General features: G+C 71.3%; 17 protein-coding genes and 1 tRNA gene. 11 read left to right on the top strand and 7 right to left on the bottom strand.

Annotation, left to right across the window (positions count from 1 at the left end):
- Nucleotides 1-634: 634 nt before the first annotated feature.
- The 5 genes from AWX74_RS41530 (at nt 635) to AWX74_RS25310 (ending at nt 4,864) form a co-directional block, all read left to right on the top strand.
- On the top strand, nt 635-1,411 hold the full coding sequence (locus tag AWX74_RS41530) for a hypothetical protein (protein WP_226931230.1): 777 nt from the start codon (nt 635-637) through the stop codon (nt 1,409-1,411).
- Between the two features lie 16 nt (nt 1,412-1,427).
- Nucleotides 1,428-1,501 (top strand) — tRNA-Ala (locus AWX74_RS25325).
- 802 nt (nt 1,502-2,303) lie between these two features.
- A complete protein-coding gene (locus AWX74_RS25320) occupies nt 2,304-2,882 on the top strand; it encodes an RNA polymerase sigma factor (protein ID WP_091281879.1) in 579 nt (192 codons plus the stop codon).
- Nucleotides 2,879-3,976 carry a CU044_5270 family protein gene (locus tag AWX74_RS25315; protein ID WP_242666411.1) on the top strand — a complete coding sequence of 366 codons (1,098 nt, stop codon included), beginning with the start codon at nt 2,879-2,881 and terminating at the stop codon, nt 3,974-3,976. Before AWX74_RS25320 ends, AWX74_RS25315 begins: the two co-directional genes overlap by 4 nt.
- A 288-nt stretch (nt 3,977-4,264) precedes the next feature.
- Nucleotides 4,265-4,864: a GNAT family N-acetyltransferase gene (locus tag AWX74_RS25310; protein WP_091281871.1), complete on the top strand. Its 600-nt coding sequence runs from the start codon at nt 4,265-4,267 to the stop codon at nt 4,862-4,864.
- A gap of 40 nt (nt 4,865-4,904) precedes the next feature.
- On the opposite strand, the gene AWX74_RS25305 is transcribed toward AWX74_RS25310, so the two are convergent.
- On the bottom strand, nt 4,905-5,981 hold the full coding sequence (locus tag AWX74_RS25305) for an alanine racemase (protein ID WP_207550414.1): 1,077 nt from the start codon (nt 5,979-5,981) through the stop codon (nt 4,905-4,907).
- A gap of 159 nt (nt 5,982-6,140) precedes the next feature.
- A complete protein-coding gene (locus AWX74_RS25300; RefSeq protein ID WP_091281868.1) occupies nt 6,141-6,908 on the bottom strand; it encodes an ABC transporter permease in 768 nt (255 codons plus the stop codon).
- A 151-nt stretch (nt 6,909-7,059) separates the two neighbouring features.
- Here AWX74_RS25300 and AWX74_RS25295 point away from each other — a divergent pair, with 151 nt between their 5' ends.
- Both AWX74_RS25295 and AWX74_RS25290 read left to right on the top strand, forming a co-directional pair.
- Entirely contained in the window at nt 7,060-8,685 is a 1,626-nt protein-coding gene (locus tag AWX74_RS25295; RefSeq protein ID WP_091281865.1) for a class I adenylate-forming enzyme family protein, read from the top strand.
- Between the two features lie 54 nt (nt 8,686-8,739).
- Nucleotides 8,740-9,147: a VOC family protein gene (locus tag AWX74_RS25290; protein WP_091281862.1), complete on the top strand. Its 408-nt coding sequence runs from the start codon at nt 8,740-8,742 to the stop codon at nt 9,145-9,147.
- A gap of 277 nt (nt 9,148-9,424) precedes the next feature.
- Here AWX74_RS25290 and AWX74_RS25285 read toward each other — a convergent pair whose 3' ends face one another.
- Both AWX74_RS25285 and AWX74_RS25280 read right to left on the bottom strand, forming a co-directional pair.
- Nucleotides 9,425-11,422: a serine/threonine protein kinase gene (locus tag AWX74_RS25285; RefSeq protein ID WP_091281859.1), complete on the bottom strand. Its 1,998-nt coding sequence runs from the start codon at nt 11,420-11,422 to the stop codon at nt 9,425-9,427.
- 67 nt (nt 11,423-11,489) lie between these two features.
- On the bottom strand, nt 11,490-13,043 hold the full coding sequence (locus AWX74_RS25280; protein ID WP_091281857.1) for an MFS transporter: 1,554 nt from the start codon (nt 13,041-13,043) through the stop codon (nt 11,490-11,492).
- A 117-nt stretch (nt 13,044-13,160) separates the two neighbouring features.
- Here AWX74_RS25280 and AWX74_RS25275 point away from each other — a divergent pair, with 117 nt between their 5' ends.
- Entirely contained in the window at nt 13,161-14,054 is an 894-nt protein-coding gene (locus AWX74_RS25275) for a LysR family transcriptional regulator (protein WP_091281854.1), read from the top strand.
- 113 nt (nt 14,055-14,167) lie between these two features.
- Here the strand turns inward: AWX74_RS25275 and AWX74_RS25270 are convergent, their stop codons facing one another.
- Nucleotides 14,168-15,418, bottom strand: a complete 1,251-nt coding sequence (locus AWX74_RS25270; protein WP_091281851.1) for a hypothetical protein — start codon at nt 15,416-15,418, stop codon at nt 14,168-14,170.
- An 11-nt stretch (nt 15,419-15,429) separates the two neighbouring features.
- Entirely contained in the window at nt 15,430-16,941 is a 1,512-nt protein-coding gene (locus AWX74_RS25265) for an alkaline phosphatase D family protein (protein ID WP_091281848.1), read from the bottom strand.
- Nucleotides 16,942-17,348: 407 nt separating this feature from the next.
- Here AWX74_RS25265 and AWX74_RS25260 point away from each other — a divergent pair, with 407 nt between their 5' ends.
- On the top strand, nt 17,349-18,905 hold the full coding sequence (locus AWX74_RS25260; protein WP_242666409.1) for a hypothetical protein: 1,557 nt from the start codon (nt 17,349-17,351) through the stop codon (nt 18,903-18,905).
- On the opposite strand, the gene AWX74_RS25255 is transcribed toward AWX74_RS25260, so the two are convergent.
- Complete coding sequence (locus AWX74_RS25255; RefSeq protein ID WP_165615782.1) at nt 18,829-19,422, bottom strand: TetR/AcrR family transcriptional regulator; 594 nt, start codon at nt 19,420-19,422, stop codon at nt 18,829-18,831. The genes AWX74_RS25260 and AWX74_RS25255 overlap by 77 nt on opposite strands.
- Before the next feature lie 386 nt (nt 19,423-19,808).
- On the opposite strand from AWX74_RS25255, the gene AWX74_RS25250 reads away from it, so the two are divergent.
- Both AWX74_RS25250 and AWX74_RS42620 read left to right on the top strand, forming a co-directional pair.
- Nucleotides 19,809-20,630: an AraC family transcriptional regulator gene (locus AWX74_RS25250; RefSeq protein ID WP_091281838.1), complete on the top strand. Its 822-nt coding sequence runs from the start codon at nt 19,809-19,811 to the stop codon at nt 20,628-20,630.
- 54 nt (nt 20,631-20,684) lie between these two features.
- Nucleotides 20,685-20,792: a putative leader peptide gene (locus AWX74_RS42620; protein WP_423212976.1), complete on the top strand. Its 108-nt coding sequence runs from the start codon at nt 20,685-20,687 to the stop codon at nt 20,790-20,792.
- Nucleotides 20,793-20,864: the final 72 nt, after the last annotated feature.

Here is a 20,864-nt window from a genome sequence, read left to right as displayed (position 1 = left end):
ATCCCGCGGCCGAGCGGTCAGCCGCGAAGTCCCGCATTACCAGGCCAGCGTGCCGGAGTGCCCGCGCGGCGGCCCGACATCGCCGCGCGGCCGGACGTCCTGAGTCGGGCGCAGCCGACGCCCGGCGCCGTCCGCGTGCATAATGGCCTGGTGACACTCCGCTCGCAGCTCGCCTCCGCCGCCGGTTCCCGGCGCACGGAGCTGTCGGCTGCCTGTACGCGGTGTTGTCCCTGCCCTCGCGCCCGCTGACGCCGCCTCCACGCCGACAACGGCCACCCGGCGTCGCCCGGTCAGGCTCAGCCTGACGGGCCAGGGCGTGAGGGGCCTCCGGATCACGTTCGGTATCGGGCCAATCCGCGCACCGAACCCGCCCGCCGGTCATCACAGCCGGTCGGGACCGCCAGAAACGTGATCACGTGCCAGCACCGAGCCGCGCGGCCATCGATGGCCGCCTGCTCCGCATGGCACCAGCCCTCCGGTTCGGTCACTGCGTGTCTCGATGTCGTGCCGTCGGATCCGCCCGTAGCCCGGTCCGCCGCACCGCCCGCCCCGATCACCACCAGCCGGTGATCGGAGCCGGCTGGTGCAGGCCACCGGAGCCGGAGCGGACAGCGGCAGGAGGAGAGTTCCTGTCTTGACATTCGAATCTTGGCTCGCCCGGCTGCGGGACCGCGGATTCGTCACCTGCCCGGGCAGCAGCGCTGTCCCCATCGACCTGAAGGCCATCACCGCCGACGGCACCGGGCTGCACTTCCGCTGCCGGGGCGTCCGGGTGCACCTGGACGTCTACCGGCCCGGACGCGCGGCCTGGCAGACCCCGCTGCGAGACGAGGCCTGGAGCCCGGAGGAAACCCTCGAACTGTGGGAGAACCGCCCGGTAGAGGACCGGACAGTGCCCACCGGCGGACGGCTGGTCTTCGTCGGCCCCGGCCCCGACTCCGGCCCCAGCGGCAGCGGCGGCGGCGAGTCCGGCAGCGGCAGGGGCGGCGACGGACCCGAACCGCGGCCCGACACGAGGATCGTGCTCGACGGCGCCCGATCCCGCGGCTGGCGCGGCCACGAGGCAGGCCTGCTCGCCGCCGCCGAAGCCGCCGCCATCTTCGAATCAATGCTCGTACTGGCCGGCCTCGTCACCGCCACCGGCCACCGGCCACCCGCCCCACGCCTGGTACCAGCCCAGGGCCAGTCACCCCGTCAACCGAGGCCGTCCAGGCCGGCCAGAGCCGTCCCGTCAACCGAACCCGCCATGGCCTTCACCGAGCGGACGTACTCCGTTCTCGCGACAGCCAGAGCCACCGGCGTCGACCAGCCGGGGCTCGCCGCCGCCGGCACATCGCCGTCAGAAGCCCACCCACCAGACGAGACAACTACCGGAGGGGGCGCCCACCCACTTTCGTCCCGCGTCCTGTAAGCTTCAGTTGCTTCCAGGGGGTGTAGCTCAGCCTGGTAGAGCGCCTCCCTCGCACGGAGGAGGCCAGGGGTTCGAGTCCCCTCACCTCCACGAGCCGGCCCGTCGTGCTCGCTGACTTTTGGTCAGCTTCGCGGCGGGCCGCGATTTTTTCGGGGGGTCGACCCCCCGGAGCCCCCCGGCCGGCCGGCGTGGAGTTGGCCCTGGGTGGTTGGGTGGGCTTCCAGGGCAGGCTGGGGTCGGAATCCCCCGGGCCGGGCCGGGCCGGGCCGCTGGCCTCGCAGGTGTGGTGGTGGTCGGATCGTGCCGTCGGCTGGTTCAGCGGACGTCCTCACCATCGACATCGACGCATCCTCCGACCGGTAATCGGCTGGAACGCGACAAGGGGCCTCGATCGGCGCTGCCGGTCGAGGTCGCTTTGCTCGTTGCGGCGCGACCGGTGTCGATTACGGCCCGCTGATCACCAGCGGCGCGCCCAACTCATCGTCTGGCCGGTTCAACGTGAACCCCATCGCGCCCAGAACCTCCGCCGTGCGCTCCGCCATCACCGGCCGCTCCGCCCCGCCGAACACGACCCCACAGGCCATCCGTGGATGCGTCCGCCAACCCAGCGCCACCCCTGGAAGCGCACCGGCACGGGTCGGAGTCAGCACCACCCCGCCGGACGGGTCATCGCTGTGCGGGCGGCCTTTGTGGGCCCTCGGTGGGGGGAAGACGTTCTTGCCTCATGCCAGCTGAGGGCGAGTCCTTCGTCGTCGCGGCGGTGATTGCGTAAGCGGGCGCCGTCCGGGGTCCCGGATATCCAGACGACATCTTGGTGGGAAGGACGGTGGATGTAACCGGGTGGGGGGTGCTGGACATGAACGGGATGACGCCCCGAGGAAGGACTGTCCCTGTGCCTGCCAGTCTGGCCGTGCCCTCGTTCGAGGCGCTGTTCCGGGAGCACCGCGGGGCGGTCCTGCGGTTCGCGCAGCGACGCCTTGAAAGTGACGAGGCCGCCTGGGACGTCGTGTCGGAGACCTTCCTCGCGGCTTGGCGGCATTGGCAGCGACGCCCCGCCGCCTCGGACGAGATCCGGGCGTGGCTGTACGGAATCGCCGGCAACGTCGTGCGTAACCAGCGCCGCGCGGGGATCCGGCGGCTGCGGCTCGAAGTCCGGATGGTCGGGTTCGGGCTGGCCACCGACCCGACCGCCCTGACCGATGAGGACATCGCCGACGAGGCGGTACGCAGAGACATGGCCTGGCAGGCGTTGGAGCGGCTTTCTCCGGATGACCGGGAGATCCTGCAGCTCGCTGGCTGGGAGGGGCTGGATCTTCGCGGCCTGTCGGTGGCTCTGGAGGTGTCCGCCGCCACGGCGAAGGTGCGTCTGCACCGTGCCCGGCGCCGTCTCGAGGCGGCCCTGGCGGAAGCCGCCTCGACGCCGACCGTCGCCGAAGCCCCAGCTTCGATGACTTTCCAGGAAGGGTCATGATGTCCGACCGCGACGACCGTGGCGACATCGACGATCTCGTCGTTGTGCGCGAGCTCCTGAGCGCCTCCAACCCGGTGGCGGATGCCCCCCTCAGTGCCGTCGAGCAGCGGCGTGGGGAGGATCTGCTGGCCCTTCTGCTCGCCGATCCGTCCGCCCGGTCCCACCGGCCTGGGCGCAGACGTGGTCGAGCCGTGGTCCGAGGCCGCCGGGGTGTCCTGACGGCGGCAGCCACGGTCCTGGTGCTCGCGAGCGCGCTCCTGGGGCTCACGGTCGTACGAACACACGACCAGGCCACGGCCCTGCCCCTGCTGCCGGAACCTCTCCTCACCGCAACCACGGGTGATCACGATCGTGCGGTGGCGGCGCTGTCGGAGGCGGCCCGCCGGCAGCGGGAGAGCGCACAGGCCGGGAGTGGGACTGTCATCTATGTCCGCACCCAGAGCTACGGGCTCGACGTCGCCGTCGCCCGCCACAAGGCGACGACCACCGCCCGTACGACGATCACGGACCTGTGGCGTGGCAACGACGGGGCGGTGCACAGCGAACGGTACATCCAGCAGATCGACCGCGCCGGCGCGGACATCGGCGGTCCGACCCCCCCCGACGACGACTGGATCGAGGGCAGGTCCGACCGTCCACCGGTGCCCCCCGAGTACGATCCGGCCCTGACCCCCACCGACCCCTCGCAGATCCTGGCGAGGCTGAAGGCCTATGCCGTGGCACGGGGTTACCCCGTCGACCTCTGGGTCACGAGCGAGGTCCTGAGGTTCCTGAGTACTGGTCTGACGAACCCGGCACAGAACGCCGCGCTCTACGAGGTCCTCGCGCAGATCCCCGCGGTCTTCGACGCCGGGCCGACCCGTGACCATGCCGGCCGGCCCGGTCATGCGGTGGGCCTGGTGGTCTCCGACAAGTCCAGCCTCAGTCTCGGCGTCGCGTATGTGATCTTCTCCGATACCGGTGCGCCGCTGACCATCGAACAGGTCGGCACGCCACCGCCCCCCGGACTGCACCTTCCCAATGTCCCGACCATCATGGACTACATCGAGATCATCACGACCCGGCGTGTTCCCACCGTCGGTGCCACCAAGTGACGTCCGTTGACGCGCATTGGCAGACGACGCTGACAGCACGGAGGGCAGCGAAAGCAGAACCGATCGCGGCTGTCAGGGTAAACGCTCGGTTCACGAGTTATCCCGCCCTCCGTGCCATCAGCCTGTGTTACCCGTAGCAGTTACGCGCGGTCACGCTGTTCTAGCAGCCCGGCGCCTGCTCGGTCGTGAACGCTTCTGACTCGGCCACGGCGTCGACGACGGCCGCGGTCCGCCGGCAGCGGATCTCCGTCCAGTCCGCAAGCTTGCGTACCCGCCTACGCTGGCCTGATGAGCCAATGGCACGAAGCGCCGACCCTGCGGGGGGAGTTCGTCCTCCTGCGGCCGTTGGAAGAAGTGGACTGTCAGGCGCTGGCCAAGGCGCACGACAGCCCCGAGATTCTGCGGTATTTCCCTTTCGGTCCGGAATCGGAGCCGCCGTCGGCTGAGACGGTCGCCGCGGCCGTGCGTAGTCCGGCGCGGCAGGCGCTCGCGCAGGTCGACGTGGAGAAGGCGGCAGTGGTGGGAACGACCTCCCTGTACCTGATGGACGAGGCCAGGCGGCAGCTGACAATCGGTTATACGTGGCTCTCGGAGGCCATTCGCGGCGGCCCCGTCAACGTCGAAGCGAAGCTGCTGCTGTTCCGGTACGCCTTTGGCGCGCTCGGCGCCGTTCGGGTCCAACTTCTTGTCGACATCCTCAACCAGCGCTCGCTGCGTGCGGTCGACCGGCTGGGAGCCCGACGCGAGGGAGTGCTCCGGAAGCATGCTCGTCGGCGCGACGGCTCCTGGCGGGACACCGTCGTCTTCTCGGTCATCGACGACGACTGGAAGGCGGTCGAGGTGAACCTCGTCGCGCTCCTGAGAAATCGCATCCGCCACGGTCGCTGAGGTCAGGGAGCGGAAGCAGAGTGACCCGGTACGGGTCCCATCAGCGATTGGCGCCGCGGGCGCTGACCGGCCAGTGGTCGACCACCGTGCCGCCTCGGGTGACGACGAGGCTGTCGGCCAGGTTCACAGCCGAGCAGACATGGTTGGGCACGATGAATGTCGTCTCCCCGATCGTGGGAATCGGATGGCCCGGCGGGGCGGTGACCACGGCGTGGTGCTCGGACAGTGCGGTCACGACCGCCTCCGGAAACGCCGGAAGGAAGCCGAATCCGGGTGCCCACGGGGGGCGGTCGGCGCCGAGTACCTTGCTTCCGGCGTCGAGTACGAACCGGCCGGGCTCGGGTGCGCTCACCACTGTCGTCGCGGCGGCGAGCCCGATCTGATCTGGGCTACATGCACCGAGCGCGAGCTGCTGCGCGTCGTTGAACACGTACACCCCGGGGCGCAGTTCGGTGACCGTTCCCGGTCGTGTGTACGCCGCGGTCGGGGTCGAGCCGCCGCTGAGCACGGTGGGGTGCAGACCGGCGGCTCGAAGGGCGTCGGCCGCGGTAGCCAGGGCGGTCGCCTCGTCACGCGCCGCCCGTATGCGGGCGCCGGGGTGGTAGGCGTGGCCGGGGAAGGTGAACAGGCCGCGCAGCCGCAGACCGGCTTCGACGGCGGCGAGGGCCGGGCCGACGGCGTCACCGGGTGCCACTCCGCTGCGGTGATGGCCGCTGTCCACCTCGATCATCACCTCTACCGGCAGGTTCGCCGCGCCGAGGCGACGGGCGGCCGGGACGGAGTCGACGCCGACCGTGACCTGCGCGCGATCGGCCAGCCGCCGCAGCCGGTTACTCCTGGCCTGGTCGAGCCACAGGGGGTATGCGATGAACAGGTCGTCGAACGCGGCGTCGGCGAAGGCCTCGGCCTCGCCGATGGTGGCCACGGTGAGGCCGCTGGCACCCGAGGCGCGTTGCAGCGCGGCGAGCTGCGGGGTCTTGTGGGTCTTGATGTGGGGTCGCACCTCGAACCCTCGCTCGGTGGCGATCCGGGCCATCCGGGCGATGTTGTCCTCGACGGTGTCGAGATCGACGACAAGGGCCGGAGTGCTGATCCCGGCGGGGGCAGGATGAATCAACGTCGCCTCGCAGTGTGCTGTGGCTCTCTCAGGATCGTCTTCGGTGCTTCCCGAGAGGAAACACTGAGGTCCGGCACTGGACTCGAACCGAGGCCGGTCGTCGGCTCGCACGGTCCGCCGACGCCCGGGTCATTGGTCCGCTGATCGGCTGGGACGGCGCTACGGGGCGCCGCGGTGGGCTGGTTGGTGCTCGCCGGCGGAGGGGAGTACACGGGGAGCGCCGAGGAGGTAGGCGAGGGCGACGGCGGCGACCGTCTCGGCGGTGAGCAGGCCGGTCAGGATGACGATCTGGAAGCGGGCCGCGTCGGCCGGGCTCGCGCCGCCCAGCAGTGCTCCGACGAACGCGCCGGGCAGGGTCACCAGTCCGGTGGTGCGGGTCTGGTCGAGGGCGGGCACCAGCGCCTCGCCGACGGCCTGACGGGCGATCTGCGCGCAGGCCTGCCGCGGGGTGGCGCCGAGGGCGAGCCATCCTTCGACCTCGTCACGGCGGCGGACGAGCCCGTCGGCCAGTCGGCGGCCGACCAGGGTGCAGGCCGTCATGGTGCCGCCGAAGACGCTGCCGGACAGGGCGATCAGGTGCCGGGTCGACGGGTCGAGAACCGGCACGGCGAACACGATGCCCAGGGTCACCGCGGCGCCGGCCACGCACGAGCCGGCCACGGCCGGCAGCGGTCGGTGGAAGGCCGTCAGCCTGCGCGCGGCGGTGATCACTGCGGCGGTCAGCATCACGGCCAGCGCCGCCACGGCGGCCGGTGGGGCCGCGAACACGCCGCGTAGCGCGAGGCTGACCAGCGTGAGCTGGATGACGGCCCGCACCACCGCGGTCGCCACCGCCGGAGCCCGGTCGACCCGGGCCCACAGCAGGCACCCGGCCGCCACCGCGACCAGGCAGCCGAGCCCGATGACCAGATGTGCGTCCATCGGCATCGACGCGGCCCCTTCACTCGCCGGATGACCGGACGACGATCCAGCATGACCGACGGCGGACCGGCCGGGATGTCATAGGCCACCGGCGGCGCTTTCAGCGGGTCACCGCGGTTGATGGCGTCGGCGACACCTGGGAGGAGACGATTCACCCGTGGACGGACATCCCGCGTCACCCGTGAACGGTCCCCTCGCTCCGGCCGCGGCGAACAGCCCGGTGCCGTCCGGGCAAGCAGTTCCGGTCGTTCCGGTCGGTCCGGCTGCGTCGGCCGCGGTGCCCGCGGTGCCCGCGGTGCGCGCGCCGTCGTCATCACCGGTGCGGCTGCCCGACACCGTCCGGGAGGCCGGCCGGAGGTTCGGCGCGGCCACCGCCCTCGTCGAGCCGGACGGAGCCCGGCTCAGCTTCGCCGAGCTCGACCAGCGTTCCGACAGCGTCGCCGCGGGCCTCGCCGCCCGCGGGCTCGGCCCCGGTGACCGGATCGTGCTCCGGCTGCCGTCACGCGGCCAGTACGTGCTCGCCTATCTGGCCGCGGCGAAGCTGGGCGCTGTCACCGCCGGGGTCAACCCGGCCCTCGCACCGCCCGAGCAGGAGCGGCTGACCGAATCCGTCGATCCCAAGCTCGTGCTGAGCGAGCCCGGTGAGGTGGACGAGCTGCTGCGATGGGCGCGCGGGAGCGGCGCGCGCACGCCGGTTCCGGCCACGCCACCGGCTGACCCGGCCCGCCCGGTCGCGATCGTGTTCACATCCGGCACCACCGGGGCACCCAAGGCCGCGGTGTTCACCGAAGCCCAGCTCGACGCGGTGGCCCTTATCGACACGGGCCGGGAGTGGTCGGGGACCCCCGGCGAGCCGATGCTCAACTCCACGCAGTTCGCCCACGTCGGCTTCATGACGAAGCTGCCCTGGTATCTGCGCCGTGGCCTGCGCATCCATCTGCAGGACCGCTGGGATGCCGGGCGGACGCTGGCCCTGCTGGCGGCGCAGCGGGTGCCGGTGGTCAACGCCGTCGCGCCGCAGCTGGCGCTCATGCTGCGCCATCCGGACTTCGACGGTTTCGACCTGTCGGCGGTCCAGATGCTCATCGCGGGGGCCGCTGCCTCACCGCCGGCGCTCGTCGCCGAGGCCCGGCGCCGGTTCGGGGCGCCCTACTGCGTGCGGTATTCGTCCACCGAGACCGGTGGCTGCGGCCTGGGCACCGCCCCGGACGCCGACGACGACGAGGCGATGCACTCGGTCGGCCGCCCACGACCGGGGATCAGGGCCGAGATCCGGGACGACGACGGCCGGCCGCTGCCGACGGGCCAGGTCGGCGAGCTCTGGCTGCACACCCCGAGCGCGATGGCCGGCTACTGGCGTAACCCGCGGGCCACCGCCGAGGCGCTGGTCGACGGCTGGGTCTGCAGCGGGGATCTGGCCCTCGTCGACGAGCGGGGCCTGGTCCGGTTGCGTGGCCGGAAGAAGGAGATGTACATCCGCGGCGGCTACAACGTGATCCCGGCCGAGGTGGAGGCGCTGCTGAGCACCCATCCACTGGTCGCCGAGTGCGCGGTGCAGCCGCGGGCCGACGAGATCCTCGGTGAGCGTGGGGTGGCGGTGGTCGTGGCGCGCGACCCGGACCGGCCGCCGACGCTCGCCGATCTCACCGCCCACCTGCGTGGCCAGCTGGCCACCTACAAGCTGCCCGAGGACCTGGTCCTGGTCGACGCGCTGCCCCTCACCCCGCTTCACAAGATCGACCGGTCGGCGCTGGCCGGTTTGGTGGCCCGCACCAACACCTGACGGGTCGATGTCAGACTGTGGTGAAGCCGGTGTTCCGAGTGAATTGAGGACGCAGTGCCAACCACCGCGGGATTCAACCACGTCGCCACGCTTACAGCTGATCTTGACAATATTGTGAAGTTCTATTCCGACGCTTTCGAAGCCGTGGTCACCTTCGAGATGGCGGCGCGAGAAGGCCACCCTCGGATGGCGATTCTCGACCTCGGCGGGGGTGCCGCGCTCAACGTCTTCGAGGTGCCGGCCGAGGAGATCATCGGAGAGCGGCGCCGCATCGGCGGGCGGGGGCCCATCGACCATTTCGGCCTGGCGGTGGACTCCCTGGCCACTCTGGAGGCGACCCGTGACCGGCTGCGCGAGCTGGGCGCCGACATCGGGGAGATCCAGCGCCTCGGCGGCGAGTGGTCACTGTTCTTCCGCGATCCGGACGGTATGGAGCTCGAGGTCTGCTGCCACGCCGGCTGACGGCTCGACTGGTTCGCCGATGCCGGCCCGGTCGGCTGGATCGACCGGGCCCCGACTGGAATCCTGCGTTGGAAAGCGCCGGCAATTTCCGTCAATAGTGACAAACGGGGCATGCAGTCGCTTTACGATCCGCAAGAAGTGAGGATTTCGGTTGCTGCGGCAGCCGAAATCCTCATTTCTTTCTCGGAAGCCGCAACGGCGGCGCAGCCCTTGCGGTCACTCGGCTGCCAGGCGGACTGACGGCTCGGTGACGACGTTCCGTTACTGGCGCAGCCGGTCAGCAGTTGTTGGCCTGCAGATGGAGCTCGACGGGCTGGGAGATGACCAGGTCGGTCCCGGGGGCCGGGGACTGGGTGATGACCGTCAGCAGGGCCGTCGAGCCGAGGCATTCGTATATGTAAGGGATGTTGTTGAAGCCTCGCTGCTTGATCGCGGCGGCGGCCGCGCTGAGGGACAGCCCTCGGACGTCGGGCACCTTCGCGCAGTTGTTCGCCTCGACCTGCAGGCGCACCGGCGCGGAGCGGTCCAGGCGCGTGCCGCCGGACGGATTCTGGCTCACCACCCGCCCGGCGGAGCCTCCGTAGCAGTTGTACAGGTATGGAAGGTTGTTGAAGCCGGCCTGTTTCAGGGTGGCCGCGGCGCCGTCGAGCGTCTGGCCGACCACCCCCGGGACGGTGCCGCGCCCGTCGTCGGTGGTCTGGGCCGGCGGCTGCGCGGTGGGCTGGTTGGCCTGGTTTGGCTGGGTCTGGTGGGCAGGCTGGGGGACCGCTTCCCTGGTCGGACCCGGACCGGCGGTCGCGACGTCCGCCGTCGCGGACGGAGACGGCGCCCCGGATGGCGAGGCGGTCCCCGAACCGTTCGCTGCCGCCGACGTGGCTGTCGTCGTCGCCGCTGTGCCGGTCGCTGTCGCTGGCTTGCCGGGCCCTGCGGACGCCAGGGGGTTCACCACGGCGGCGGTGCTGCTGCCCTGGTCGCCGCCGCCGCCCCCGCCACCGGCCGCGGCCAGGGCCCATGACCCGGCCGAGATGAGCACCGCCGCCGCGGCGGCGACCCCGACCCACACCGGCCAGCCGGGCCGGGCCCTGCCCGGGGAGGCGACCGGAGCTGGGGCTGGGGCGGCGTCGATCGACTCCGCGGCTGGGCCGCTCGGCGCCGCGCCGCCTTTCGCCGGCCCGTTGGTCGTCACCGGGGAGTCGCTGGCGAGCACTGGGGAGAGGAGCGTGTTGAGCGTGGGATCAGCGGTGGCGGGCAGAGCGGTCTCGGGCGCAGTGGTGGCGGGCAACGGGGTGGTCAGTCGCGGCGAGATGATCGTTTCGTCCGGAGTCGCGGACCTGTCCGCCCCGGCCGTCGTCTTCCCGGCTGGGGCCGATCCGCCGGTGGAAATCATGGTTGCGTCCGGGTCGTTCTGATGATCCGGGCCATCCGGGCTGCCCGGGCCGTTCGGATCTGTCGTGGTGTTCGGTGCCCCCGGCAGCGCGGTCGTGAGTTCCAGCCGGGCCTGGCCGGCGGTGCCCGGCCGGTCGGCCGGCGTCTTGGCGAGCAGGCGGGCGAGGGTGGGCCAGAGCGTGCCCGGCAGCTCGTCGAGGGGCGCGGGCGTCTGCTCCAGGTGCGCGCGCAGCATCGCGATCGGGTGTTCCGCGTCGAACGGCGGCCGGCCGCTGAGCAGCTCGTACAGGACGACCCCGAGGCTGTAGAGATCCGCTGAGGGGGTGGCGCGGGTGCCGTCCGAGAGCTCCGGCGCCATGTAACGGGGGGTGCCGATCAGCCCGGTGAGCCGGGTCATCGCCGGGCCGTGGGCGAGCCGGGCGATCCCGAAGTCGGTCAGCATGGCCCGCGGGCGGCCCGGGTCGGTGGTGTCGACCAGGATGTTCTCCGGTTTGACGTCGCGGTGCACCACCCCCTGGCGGTGCACGGCGCCCAGCGCGTCGAGCACCTCGGCGGCCAGTCGCACCGCTTCGGCCGGCTCCAGCGGACCGTGGCGGCGAAGGTGCCCACGCAGGTCGACCCCGTCGACCAGGTCCATGACGATCGCCAGTGTCCCGCCCTCGGCGACGAGATCGCGGACCTTGACCAGATGCGGATGGTCGAAGGCGAGCAGGACCCTGCGTTCCCGCAGGAACCGGTCGACGACCTCGTCGTCGTCCGCCAGCTCGGCGCGCAGGATCTTGACGGCGACCGGCGTGCCGTCCGCCTCCCGCTCGCCGCGCCAGACCTCACCCGTCGCGCCGCGGCCGAGCCGCTCGCTCAGGACGTAATGCGAACCGAGCCGGCGCATGGCCGACACCCCCCGCCGTCTACCCCCGTTGGCGAGACAAGAGTGTAAGCGCAGCTAACGGGGCAAGTCAGGACGTGGCCGGCGTCGCCGCGGGCCCGATCGCGGCTGCGTGGTCCTGAGCCGGGACGGGCTCCGCGCCGCCACCACCGCCGTGCGGACGCATCAGGTAGGCGACGGCGAGGCTGGCGACGACGCCGACGGTGCCCGCGACGACGAAGGTCATCTGGAGCGCGCCGACGGAGGCCGCGTGCAGGGCCCCGTCCAGCGCCGGGCGCGCGGCGGGCTCGCTCGCACCCAGAAGCTGGCGGCTTCCGCCACCGGCGACGGCGTGCGCGACCTGTGCCGCGGCCGGGACGTCCCGCTCGGCCAGGATGGTGTGGGCGCGTGCGGCGAAGACGTTGCCGAGCACCGCGATCCCGATGGCGTAGCCGAGCTGGCGGGCGGTGTTGACCGCGCCGGCGGCCATGCCGCCACGCTGCGGCGGAACGAAGGACATCGACACCGAGCCGAGAATCGGGATGACCAGGCCGACACCGAGGCCGATGACGGCGAAGCCGGGCAGCAGCGCCGGCCAACGTGCCGATCCGTGGACGAGCGCGGCGACGAGCAGCGCGCCGAGGCCGATGAGCAGCAGACCCAGGGAGATCACCCGGTCGGGTCGCCGTTCGTGCAGGATGCGGCCGAGGCCGGCGGACACGGCGAACGCGGCGACCGAGAGCGGAATCCCGGTGAGCCCGGCGCCGAGCGGGCCCATGCCCAGCACCGACTGCAGCCAGATGGAGGAGTAGGTGAAGGCCGCGAAGGCGGCGAAGGTCAGCAGCAGGCCGGTGAGCAGCACCGCGACGAACCGCCGGTCGCGCAGCAGCGCCAGGTCGAAGAGCGGCTCGCGTACCCGGGCCTCGACAGCGACGAATCCGGCGAGCAGCACGGCGGATGCGGCGAGCAGTGACCAGACCACGGCGTCGGACCAGCCGTCCTCGTTCGCCCGGATGAGCGCGTAGGTCAGGGCGCCGGCCGCGCCGGTGAACGTCGCGATGCCACCGAGATCGACGCGGACCCGCCGCGGCGGGTGGGTGTCACTCAGCGCTGTCAGGCAGAGGCCGATCGCGATCACGCTGACCGGCAGGTTCACGAAGAAGATCCAGCGCCAGGACACGCCCTCGGTGAGCAGCCCGCCGAGGATTGGCCCGACCGCGCTGGACGCGCCGGACACCGCCCCCCAGACCCCGTAGGCGGTGCCGCGGTCACGCCCGGTGTAGGAGCTGTTCAGCAGGGCGAAGGTCGTGGCGAACATCGCCGCCGCACCGACACCCTGGACCGCGCGTGCGGCGACCAGGGTGCCGGGCCCGGGCGCGAGGCCACAGAACAGGGAGGAGACGGCGAACAGCCCCAGCCCCGCGATGTACATCCGGCGATGCCCGACGATGTCGGCGATCGAGCCGACCCCGAGCAGCAGCGCCGCCAGGGACAGCGCGTAGGCGTCGATGACCCACTGCAGCGCGCTGAGCGAGGCACCGAGGTCGTTCACGAGGTCGGGCAGGGCGACGTTCACGATCGTGACGTCGATCAGCAGCATGAACGTTCCGAGACAGACTGTCAGCAGCGGCAACCACTTGCGCATGGCGGTACCTGCGTTCCTCGTCGGCGAGTCGGGGATCGGAGCCCCTGGCCGTAACGTTCTCGTGCTGGGAATCAGAAGTCCAACGGATGCTTCTTCTAGGATCTAGAATCCTTGGTTATGGAGTTGCGGCAGCTGGAGTACTTCGTCGCCGTCGCCGAGGAGCGGAGCTTCACCCGCGCGGCCGAGCGGGTGAGGATCAGCCAGTCGGGGGTGAGCGCGCAGATCCGGCAGCTCGAGCGGGAGCTTGGCGCTGACCTCTTCGACCGGTCAGGGCGGGTAACCGCTCTCACCGCGGCCGGCCGGGCCGCACTGGAGCATGCCCGCGCCACCCTGGCCGCGGCCAGCGCCGTGGGCCACACGGTCGGCGAGGTGACCGGCCTGGTCCGCGGCCGGCTGGCCCTCGGCATGATCTCCGGCTGCACCCTGGAGCCGCTCTTCGACGCGTTGGCAGCCTTCCATCAGGCGCGTCCGGGGATCGAGCTGACCGTGCGGGAGGACCGTTCCGACCATCTGATCGAACAGACGCGCACCGGGGCGCTGGACGCGGCGCTGGTCGGCCTGGCCGGCGCCGCGCCGGCGCCGGACGGGCTCGACGCCTGTGTGGTCGTGCGGGACCGTCTCGTCGCGGCGGTCCCCGCCGGGCACCCGCTGGCCCGCCGGGGCGGAGGTGCCCTGCTGCGCGAGGTGTGCGAACACCCGCTGGTGTGCCTGCCCGCCGGTACCGGCCTGCGAACGATGATCGACCAGTACTGTGCGGCCCAGGAGATCCGGCCGACGATCGCCCTGGAGGCCAGCGCGCCGGACGCACTGGCCGCGCTGGCCATCCGGGGTCTCGCCGTGGCGGTCATGGCCGAATCGATGATCGCGGGGCACCGCGCCCAGCTCACCGCCGTGACGATCACGGATATGACGGTCCCGGCGGTGCTCGCGCTGGTCTGGCGCGCGGAGCGAAATCCCGCGGCCGGGGAGTTGATCGGATACTGCCGGCGGGCCTTCGCCACTGAGCGGTGATGCGGGTCGAGCGGTGATGCGGGTCGAGCAGTGGTGCGGGCTCCGGTGGGCCGTACGCGACGACCCACCGGAGCCGAACCGTGCCTGGCTGAGCTGATCGCCCCGGCCAGCCGCTACCAGGTGCTGTTGACCAGCCCGGTGCCCAGGTACACCTGGTCGAAGGTGTTGCCGTCGTGGTCGTCGGTGTAGGCGATCACGATCTGGCCCCACGCGTTGACGCCCAGCGCCGGCTCGTCCTGCTTGCCGGCGATGGTGGTGTGCACCCGAAGCTGCGGGAGCCGGCCGGTGCTGGTGCCGTCCACGTTGAGGCCCTGGGCGTAGACGTCGGCGCCCTGGGCCCAGGCGACCACGGCGCGCCGCTGGTCGTCGATGCCGGCCTGCGGGTCCGCGCCGGGCAGGATGACCTCCGGGCCCGCCACGTTCGCCGCGCTGAACGACCGGGCACCGACCTGCGCGGTGCCGTTCTGGTCGGTCTCCCAGGCGACGACGTAGTCACCGTTGAAGTTCGCCGCCACCGACGGGTGGTCCTGGTCCCCGGCGGTCGCCACATTGGCGATGGTCTGGGCGACCTTCACCCCGCCCGACGGCGTGAACACCTTGCGCCCGACGTTGAACGCGCCGTTGCCGTCGCCGTCCTCGTCCCAGACCACGATCGCGTTGCCCGCGGCGTCCTGGGCGACGTCCGGCCGGTGGTGGGTGCCGCCGGCCGTGTTCACCTGGACCTCGTAGGTCTTGGACGAGATCGACGCGAAGCCGGACAGGCGCACCGTCGGTTCCGTGCCGGTCTGGACGTCCTCGAAGGCGACCGCGAAGCCGGCGGTGTCCGGGTCCGCGGCGACGTGCGCGTTGAGCTGCTGCCCGGTGGAGTCGGCGTTCGCCTGCGCCGATCCGGTCACCGTGCCGGCGGTGTTCACCGCGCGCACCGCGATGTTGTAGTAGCCGTTGCCGTCCGGGTCCTCCGCCCAGATGACCACCGCGGTGCCGTCGTCGTGCAGGGCGACGTCGGGCTGGACGTGCCGCCAGTTCCCGCTGCCACCCGTCGACAGCTGCTTCTCGTACAGGGACGTCCCGTCCTTGTAGAGACGGAGGTAGACCTCGGTGTGCAGGGTGTCCTCGGGGGCGGTCGTGTCGCGGTCGTCCTCCCAGACGACAGCCGTGTAGCCGTTGCGGGTCGCGGACACCTCCGCGTTGTCCTGGTCCCCGGTGGCATCGGTGTTGGCGACCGTCCAGGTGACGTCGGCCGTCGTGGTTCCGTCCGCGAGCGCGGTGCCGGCCAGCGGTCCGGCGAGCATGCCGGCGAGGGCGGCCGTCGCCGCGGTGCCGATGACCGCGACACGGGTGATGCGCCTGTTGCGCCTGTGCATCGCTGCCCCCTTCAGACCGTCTGGAGGCCGGGGTTCCCGGCCTGGATCACGTAGCTCTGCGCCGTGCTGACCGCCAGGCCACGCACGGTGACCTGGTTGAGCACGCGGAAGTCCACCGTCATCTGGGCGGGGGTGGTGACGGTGCGTACGTAGCCGCGGCGGTTCCAGTTGAACTTCACGTGCGGGTTCAGGGTGGACAGGCCGGTTCCGGCGCCGGTGCCGTCACCGCCGGAGGTGATCGAGGTGGTCACCAGCTCGGTGCCGATCACCTGGTTCTGCGTCGTGTAGTTGTCCATGATGTTCGAGGCCCAGTGCTGGTGGACGTCCCCGGTGAGCACGACGACGCTGTCGTTGCCGGTGGCCTGCCAGCCGGCCTGGATGCGGCCGCGGTTGGCGGTGTAGCCGTCCCAGGCGTCCATGCTCTTCGCGCCGGCGGCGGAGCTCAGCCGCTGCGCGAAGAAGACCTGCTGGCCGATGATGTCCCAGGTGCCGAGGTGCTGGCCGAGGCCGTCGAGCAGCCAGGTCTCCTGCGCGGCCCCGGTCAGCGTGCGGCTCGCGAGATCGGCGTCCGCGCAGACCTGCGTGCCGTCGCCGCAGGCCTGGTCGTCGCGGTACTGCCGGGTGTCGAGCATGTGGAAGGTGGCCAGGCTGCCCCAGCGCAGCCGCCGGTAGAGCTGCATGTTCTGGCTGACGGGGATCTGCGCCGAGCGCAGCGGCATGTGCTCGTAGTACGCCTTGTACGCGGCGGCCCGCCGGGCCGTGAAGTCCCCGGCGGGGGTGGAGTTCTCCCGGACGAGGTTCGCGTAGTTGTTCTCGACCTCGTGGTCGTCCCACACCGGGATCCAGGGTGCGACGGCATGCGCGGCCTGCAGATCGACGTCCGTCTTGTAAAGGGCGTGCCGCACCCGGTAGTTCGCCAGGGAGGTGATCTCCGCGCTCGGCTGGTGCGTGCGCACGCCGGAGCTGCCGGCGCCACCCTCGTAGATGTAGTCGCCGAGGTGCAGGATCAGGTCCGGGGTCTCCTCGGCCATCCGGCGGTAGGCGGTGAAGTAGCCGGCCTCGTAGTGCGAGCAGGAGGCGAACAGCATCTTCAGGGTGGGGCTGGTGCCGACGGCCGGCGCGGTGCGGGCGCGGCCCACCGGGGAGATCTGGCCCGACGCGCGGAACCGGTACCAGTACTCGCTGTTCGGCTGCAGGCCGCTGACCTCGACGTGGACGCTGTGCGCCCAGGCCTGGACGGCGGTCGTCGATCCGCTGGCGGCGAGCGTGGTGAAGTACTGGTCGGTCGCCACCTGCCACTCCACGGTGACATTGGCGCTCGACATTCCGCCGAGTCCGTCCGCGTTGAGAGGACTGGGCGCGAGGCGGGTCCACAGAACGAATCCGTCCGCGGTGGGCTCGCCGGAGGCGACACCGAGAGTGAAGGGGTAGGACGCGGCCCGGGCGATCGAGACGCCCGCCAGCGCAGTTCCCACTCCCGCCATCCCGCCGAGGATGACGGTGCGTCGGTTGAGTTGGGTCATGGGAGGGTTTTTATTGGCCGCCCGGGAAAGGGGTGGCGCGGTCCGAAAATGTTCACGCGCCGTTGGTTCGCCCGATCCGGGGCCCAATCCTCGCCAGCTGATCCGTCATCTGTCCGATGCCTGGCGTGGTCTGGTCGCGCGACACGTTTCATGCCTGGGGGGCGGTCGTCGGGTGTCCAGCGCGCTCGCTCCGGGCTGGTGCCTCGGGTGTGGAGCCGATACCTCGGGTGCGCAACGGCGCACAACGGTGTGGAACCGTGCAAAACGGAGCGTGCTGGGCCGGGTAGCTGATGGTAGTCGGTGTCGGTTGGTGGCAGTCTCGCCCGGATTTGCTGTCTTCGGCCGGGAACGCTACGCTCCGGACCGTGCCCGGGCACGCCCCCACCCACCGTCCAAAGCACCGCGCGGTGCGCCGCGGGGGCGCGTCAAAGGGTGTCTGGGGCCGCACCGGCGGCTGGTGGCACTGCCTGTTTGTGGCGCTCTTTCTCGGTGCTCTCGCCGTGCGGTTGGCCGCGGTTTTCGGATATCGACCAGCGCTATGGTTCAACGACAGCTACGACTATGTCGGCGTGGCGCTGCGCCCCGAGCCCTATGTCGTCCGGCCAGCTGGTTACAGCATGTTCCTGCGGGCTTTTCTCCCGTTTCACAGCTTTGAGCTGGTGGTGCTGGCTCAGCATCTGATCGGGCTTGCCGTCGGGGTCGGAATCTACCTGCTGCTGCTGCGGCTGCGCAGCCCGGCCTGGCTCGCCGCAGGCGGTGCCGTGCCGCAGCTGTTCGATGCCTACCAGATCGCGCTGGAACACATGGTGCTGTCCGAGACGCTTTTCACCGCGCTGTTGTTCGGCGCCGTCATGTGCCTGCTCTGGAACCGCCGGGTGGGTGTGCTGGGAGCGCTCGGCGCCGGCCTCGCGCTGAGCGCCGCCTCGGTGACCAGGTCCGTCGGCCTGCCTCTGGCGCTGGTCGCGGCGCTGTGGCTGGTGGCCAGATGGCCCGGCTGGCGGTCCGTCGGCGTCTTCGCGGTGGCCCTGACACTGCCGCTGGCCGCCTACAGCGGCTGGTACAAGGCCGAGCACGGAACATTCGCGATCTCGGGCAGCACCGGGATCTTCCTCTACTCCCGGACGGCGACGTTCGCCGACTGCGCCGTGATCGACCCGCCGGAGGAACTACGGGTTCTCTGCCCGGCCGAGCCGGTGGGCGAGCGGCAGCAGCCGTCGAACTACATCTGGCACGGCGACACACCGCTGTTCGACGTCCCCGGGGAGACCTTCAGCCCGGAGAAGGAGGAACTGGCGCGCCAGTTCGCCACCGCGGCGATCACCCGGCAGCCGCTGGACTACCTTCGCACCGTCGCCCACGACTTCAGGCGCACCTTCGAATCACGTCTGGCGGACTATCCGAGCCGGATGGTGGCCCAGCGGTACCTCTTCGCCTCCGCGACGATTCCCCTGCAGGGCAAGGACCGCGAGGCAGCCGACATGCGCGCCTTCGAGGGCGGCGAATTCGCCACCACGGTGCATTCCCCGGCCGCCGGCTGGCTGGTCTCGTATCAGCGTGACGTCCGGGTGCCCGCGCCGGCGATCGGTATCGCGCTGCTGGCCGCGTTCGCCGGCCTGGTCCTGTCGGTCCGCGATCGGACCAGGCGCGCGCCACTTCTGCTGCTGGCCGGGGTCGCGCTGCTCGCGCTGCTGCTGCCGCCGGCCACCGCGGGCTTCGACTACCGCTACGTCCCGCCGTCCTTCCCGTTCCTCGGCGCGGCCGTGGCACTGGCCCTGACCACCGTGCTCCGCTTCCGTCAGGAGCGCCGGGACCGTCAGGAGCGCCGGGGCCGCGGTCAGGAGCGCCGGGGCCGCGGTCAGGAGCGCCGGGACGGCGGGCAGGGCCCGGTCAGTGCTCCTCGGCCGGATCCAGCGCCTCCAGCCACAGGTTCACCAGCTCCAGGGTCTCCTGGTGGCCCATGGTGATTCCCAGTGCACGCTCCATGACCAGAATGCGCGATATGCCCGTCATGAAGAGGGTCGCCACCAGCGGGTCGATCTCGGCCGGCGCGCCGCCCCGAGCCTCGAGGGCCGCTGCCAGCGCGGCGCGTTCCGTCTCGCGGAACCGCTCCGCGTAGGCCGCGATCTCCGCGCGGATGGCCTTGCGATGGTTGGCGAGTGCCATGAACTCGGTGAGCAGCGCGGTCCCACGCGGATCGATGTCGATCTCCCACAGGGCCCACAGGTGGCGCGGCTCGCGCAGGGCCGCCTGCTGCCGAGCCAGGTTCGCCTCCGCACCGCGCCGGAACACGGCCAGAAAGAGATCGTCCATCGACCGGAAGTAGTAATGCACGAGGGCGGGCTTGATCCCGGCCTGGGCCGCGACCCGCCGGGAGCTGACGGCGGCGTACCCCTCTTCCAGCATGATCTGGGCAGTCGCGTCGAGCAGGGCGGTACGGGTCCCGGACTCCTCGCTCCCCTGGCGGCGTTGTCCTGAACTCATGCCGGCGATCCGCACGCGTCCGTCGAAGGTGCCGGGCGCGCTCCGATCCGCCGGACGCACCGAACGCGATGCCTGATCGCTTGATTTCTGGATGCTGGCAGGCCAGGCATCCGCCCAGCATAGTGAGCCTCTTCCAGCTCCCGCTACATGATCAGGGATGTCGCCGGCCCGAGTCGACGATGGAAAGGGCCCGGTGTTGATCTGTGCCGTGGGTGGCCGACGGACTTCGGCCGGCCCAGGGTGCCGGCCTGGCGGGCCCGGCAGGCCCGCGTGGCCTGGAATTCGGCCTTCGCCACCGGCTCGGGTCGCCTATTCTTACCCGGGTGGCCGCTACCGTCTATTCGGCTGACAGAGCTGCTGAACCGGCCAGGATCGGCGTCATCGACATGCGCCGAGGGGGCCACGCGCTCGCCGGCAGCTACCTGCACGACGGCACCGCCCTGGTAACCGGCTGGCATTCGCACAGCATGCACCAGATCGAGTACGCCGTCGCCGGCGTCGTCGAGGTGGAGACGGAGAGCGCACACTATCTGCTCCCGCCGCAGCAGGCCGCCTGGATTCCCGCGGGCCTGGAACATCAGGCGACGCTCAACCCGGCCGCCCGGACCATCTCCGTCGTGTTCGACCCCGGGCTCGTCCCGCGGCCGGGTGACCGTGCGCGCATCATCGCCGTGCCGCCACTCATCCGCGAGATGATGATCTATGCGTTGCGCTGGCCGATCGCCCGTGCTGGCGACGACCCGGTGGCGCAGGGGTTCTTCCGGACCCTCGGCCATCTCGTCGCGGAGGCGCTGGACCATGAGGCTCCGCTGAGCCTGCCCACGACGTCCGACCCAGTCGTCGCGGCAGCGATCGCCTACACCCAGACGCATCTCGACTCCGCCTCCGTCGGCGCGGTCAGCCGTGCCGTCGGCGTGTCGGAGCGGACGTTGCGCCGGCAGTTCCAGGCCACGCTCGGCATGTCGTGGCGGCACTACGTCCTGCAGGCGAGGCTGTTGCGTTCGATGGCGCTGCTGGCGAACCCGGACCTGTCGGTGCTCGAGGTGTCCACGGCCGTGGGCTTCGAGAACCCGAGCGCGTTCGCGCGGGCCTTCGCCCAGCACTGCGGGGAGAAGCCGTCGTCCTACCGCCGGCGGGCCGGCGCTCCCCCCGCGGACGGACCGGTCGCGGGCCTGGGTACGGCGCCGCTGGCACCGGCGCGGGGCTGACCGCACACCCCGGAGATTTACCCATATCTACACCGAGCTTGTTGACAAGGTGAGATGGATGGCCTAGCTTTTCGTCCCATGGGTGAGCACGCGCATCTCGTCGGTCGTGCTCATATCGATCTCCGGCGCGTTGCCAGCGCGCTCTGTCAGACCACGCGCTGACGGCGACGCTTCGCGCCCGCGAACCGCTCGTCACCGGTCGCCCGCCGCCCGTCACCCGACTGCGCGGGCGGC

It is taken from the genome of Parafrankia irregularis (assembly GCF_001536285.1).
GTDB classification, from domain to species: Bacteria; Actinomycetota; Actinomycetes; order Frankiales; family Frankiaceae; genus Parafrankia; species Parafrankia irregularis.
This window is presented reverse-complemented; position numbering and strand designations above follow the sequence as displayed.